Origin of the sequence: Brevundimonas sp. (assembly GCF_023259385.1) — a bacterium.
Lineage (GTDB): Bacteria > Pseudomonadota > Alphaproteobacteria > Caulobacterales > Caulobacteraceae > Brevundimonas.
The window spans coordinates 1-4,019 of sequence record NZ_JAHFPF010000001.1; the positions used below are offsets into that span (position 1 = coordinate 1).

At 65.0% G+C, this 4,019-nt stretch carries 4 protein-coding genes; 3 read left to right on the plus strand and 1 reads right to left on the minus strand.

What is annotated here, in order from left to right:
- The 3 genes from Q0C81_RS00005 to Q0C81_RS00015 all read left to right on the plus strand — a co-directional run.
- On the plus strand, positions 1 to 939 hold a 939-nt coding region (locus tag Q0C81_RS00005), incomplete at its 5' end, for a hypothetical protein (RefSeq protein WP_291832141.1).
- Positions 940 to 943: 4 nt separating this feature from the next.
- Entirely contained in the window at positions 944 to 1,984 is a 1,041-nt protein-coding gene (locus Q0C81_RS00010; protein WP_291832142.1) for a hypothetical protein, read from the plus strand.
- Positions 1,985 to 2,040: 56 nt separating this feature from the next.
- Positions 2,041 to 3,207 (plus strand): hypothetical protein, encoded by a 1,167-nt coding sequence (locus Q0C81_RS00015; RefSeq protein WP_291832143.1) that lies wholly within the window; start codon positions 2,041 to 2,043, stop codon positions 3,205 to 3,207.
- 256 nt (positions 3,208 to 3,463) lie between these two features.
- On the opposite strand, the gene Q0C81_RS00020 is transcribed toward Q0C81_RS00015, so the two are convergent.
- A partial coding sequence (locus tag Q0C81_RS00020) for an AraC family transcriptional regulator (RefSeq protein ID WP_291832144.1) occupies positions 3,464 to 4,019 on the minus strand: 556 nt, incomplete at its 5' end.

The window sequence follows — 4,019 nt, forward strand, 5'->3', positions numbered from 1 at the left end:
GCTCGGGAGCGCGGGGAACGACCGGCGTGGCACCACGGTTGGAAATTCTACATCTTCCTGGCGATCATCAGCGCTCTGGGCACGCTCAACGCGGCTTTCATCATGTTTGAAAGCCGCGCCATCCTGAGGACCGACATCTCGGAGGTGCGGAGCCGTTACAGCGCCCTCAGGGACGCGGGCCAGGTGCAGCTGACGCCAGTTGGCTACAATGAGAAGCAGGCCCGGGTGGCGGCGCTGCTGGAAAATCTTCACGAGGAGATCGTCAACCCCAACCGCGGAGCGTACTGCGGCGTCGGTCCCGCCGCGCGATCGATCATCGCGGACCTGCGCGCCGAGATACCCGGTTTTCGAGAGCTGAACGGCTCCGGCGCGATCCAGCCGTGCGACGTCGCCCAAGCCGAGCGCGTGTACCAGTCCTACGCTCAAATGGCTCAGAGAATGGTTCGGGGGGACATCGGCCTGATCGGCGCCTCGGGCCCGGTCCGTCTGAACTTCCTCGATGAGCTCCGCGCCAATTACGATGAAATGGACCGCGGCCTGGAGACGGTAGAGGCGGCCGCCATCGGCATTGGAGGGGTCGACAGCATCGACATCCAGCCTCTGTACCGGGCGCGTGACGACTACAACGCCGACCGACAGACCTTCGCCAGCCTGGGCGGACAAACGACCGCCGATACTCCGGAAATCACCAGTCTGCAGATCGATGAGGTGAACTCCTACGCCTCGACCCTGAACCTGTTCCGCAAGCGGCTCCTGCACATCGCGACCTGGGTCTACCTGCTTATCGCGATCGGCCTGGACCTGGCCCTGATCGGGCTGCTGACCGAGCTGAATGTGCGGTTTGGGAGCGCCGCTCGCGCGAAGGCCGTCGTCGTCGATCCGCGCTTCTATACGGACCCGCGCTTCCTGTGGTCGCAACGGTCGATCAAGAGGAACTGAGCGCATGGACGATCTCCCCCTGACCCCGCCGCGGCGGCTCTCGCCCAGCATCAGCATCGCCGAAAACCTCGACCGCACGGATCGCCACCCTGTCTTGATCTTCGGCTCCTCGCAGGCTGGAAAGTCGTCCTTGATCCTGTCTTTGATCCTGGGACTCCAGACGATGCGGGATATCAGCGTCTCGCTGGGGGAGCCGATCCTCGATCCGTCGGACTCGCGGTCGAGGGCTTTTCATCAGCAAGCCAAGGACACCTACGACCGCGCGGCATATGAGTTGGCGACGGGCAAACCCGTGGGCATGACGATTGGGGATCCGTTCTTCATTCCGGTCGATGTGAAGCCACGGAACAGCCGGCTGGATCCGGTGAAGTTCGCGTTCCTGGATGGGCGAGGCGAGGACTATCAGCCGAACGAAGATCGCAACGCTGACCTGTTCAAGGCGCTGCAGCCCGAAATCGTCGACGTGCTGAGCAACTATCCCCATGGCATCTCCGTCATCTATGTGGCGCCGTATTCGATCAGCGACGGCCACGACCGAGACACCCCTGGCAGCAATTTCGGCCTTCTGGGCGCCATGCGGGGATACGAGGAGCTTCGGGAGCGCCGGCGTCAGGACCACCACCTGTTCCTGCTGACGAAGTGGGATCAGTTCGCTTCGCCGATGGATGCGCGTCCGCTTTTCAGTCAGGCGGGCGCGGACGATGTGGATCGGGTCCTGTGCGACCGATACCCGAACGCGTGGGGCACCTTCCAGGGCATGGCTCTGGAAGGCGAGGCGCGCGAACGGCGCGCCTTCATGCAGTACTCATCGGGATACTTCAAAGACGGCCAGTATCGTGAGCCGCCTCACGCGTTCAAGGCGACCTTCCAACGCTACCCGCGCACCATCATGAACTGGCTCTACGGCAATGCGGCCCAGGCGCGGAGGGCGGTCTCCGAGACGGACGGGCTGCGGCGGTCCTTGTTCCCTGATGTGACGGTGGCCAACGGCCCGCCCCGCCGCTCCCTGATCGACGCGCTGAACGCCGTGCTCACCGCGCGCTGATGAAAAGCGTCCCATCGCCCTGGCTGGATGTGGTGGTCATTGGATCTCCGCACGAGATGGTCGGGATCGGCGCGCGGCTTGCGGAGCTGAGATCCGCCGATCCGCCGACAGGACCCATCGGGCGAGAGATATCCAACCGCCTCGATAAATGGTGCGTGCTGCCCAGCGGAGCCGTGCCGCGGACGCAGCAGGATGTCGTCTTCAAGCTTTCACGCTACGCTCTCGAAGGCCGGACGATCACCTGGCTCGGCTTTTATATCGGGGCCAGGCTGCCGCGTAACTCAAGGGCCAACACCTATGTCGGTGTGGGAATCCTGACGTGCAATTGCAGTGCGCCGATGGCCGAGACGCTGCAGTATCTGCGGCAACTTACCCACGCCATGTTCGAGAACGGCGAGGTCCAATACACGGCGGCTGAGTTCGCGGCAGTCGTGCGGGATCGCATGCGACCGCTATTCGATCCCCAAGTTCCACGTCATGGCGGGCTGACTGAGGGCAGTTTCGAACGGCTCTACATCGACATGAACGGGCTGAGCGAGTCCGAGCTAACACGACGTCTGCCAACGGTTCTGGAAGCGGCCGAGGTCCAATCGGCGTACTCGATTGCTTCGGAAGTCCTTGTCGGTACGACTTCGGCGCTCAGGCAGTCGGTGACGGCTTCCGGATCTCACCGCATCATGGATCCCAATAGCAACGCAACCGAGCCGGCCATACCCGCCGTTGCGCCTGTTCAGCGGGGCGCCGCGGGTTCCAGAACCAGAGGCCATTCTTACGCGCAAGGCGACGCCTCCCAAGCCGGTTCCTTCCCGGATAATGCCGGGGATGGCTGGACCACCCGCCGTCTCGACGATCATGAGCGCCGCCTAAGTCGTCTTGAGAACGGGGCGCCCAAACCCGGGCCGTTTTCAGAACCGAATGAGCCGAAGCGCGGTGAGTGGCTCCTAGGTACGGCGATCGCGGCCATCGTCGCGGCCGGTGTCCTCGGCGTCCTTTGGATATTTTTCGCCGAACGTCTCTTCGCCCCGGAGCCGGAGCCTGCTCCGGACGAGGTCTTCCAGCATAGCACGGCTGTACAAGACGCCCGATGTCTTTGGGCGGACACCACCGATCGAACGGGGACGGGTCTAGACAAGATGCGGGAAGAGCTTGAGTGCCTGGAGCAAGAGATCGACTCGCATCGGCGACGCGCCGGAGATCTGAGGGACGCACTCGGGATCGAATGAGGCCTGACGTGTTTGGCGGAGTTCATTCCGCCTGACGAAGGCGCCCCGATCCCATTCCTTTCCGTCTTCGGCTTGGACCTGCTCCGATATGGGCTGGCGAATGTCCGCCGCGTCATAAGGCCGACCTGCACTCGTCCGAACGCGCCTCTACCGCTGCCCGAACAGCTTCTCCAGCAGCCATGGCGCCGAAGACCTCAGCCATGCGCTCCTTGAGGCTGAGAGCGGCGCCGAGGGGATAGTCCAGAGGATCCCGGTGTCACCCCCCCCACCCGGCGGACGAGGTCACGGCGTGCGGGCGGGTCATGCGGGCGATGTAGCGGGCGGGGGAGAGGCCGAGGGCGGCCTTGAACATGGCGATGAAGGCGCTGACCGAGCCGTAGCCGAGGTCCAGGGCGACGGCCTGGACGGAGGCGCCGGCGGACAGCTTCTGCAGGGCCGTGACGATGTGGAACTGCTGGCGCCAGCGGCCGAAGCTCAGCGCCGTCTCGCGCACCACCAGCCGGGCCAGGGCGCGTTCGCTCATCGCCACGCGGGCGGCCCAGGCGGCGACCGAGGCGCGGTCGTCCGGGCTCTGCATCAGGGTGTCGGCGATCAGGCGCAGGGTGGGGTCGTCGGTGATCGGCAGGTGGAAGCCGGTCGTGTCGATGCGGCGAAGCTCCTCCAGGACGACCTGGGTGAAGCGGTCCGTCTGACCGTCGGCGGGCCGGCCGGGCGGGGCGGTCGCCGCCAGGTGCCGGATCAGTTCGATCACCATCGGGGACAGGGGCAGGGTGCAGCACCGCTCCGGCAGGTCCGGCACGGCGGGATCGACG

Coding starts and splice junctions, on each gene's coding strand:
- Q0C81_RS00010 (WP_291832142.1), top strand. CDS start 944: ATGGACGATCTCCCCCTGACCCCGCCGCGGCGGCTCTCGCCCAGCATC.
- Q0C81_RS00015 (WP_291832143.1), top strand. CDS start 2,041: ATGGTCGGGATCGGCGCGCGGCTTGCGGAGCTGAGATCCGCCGATCCG.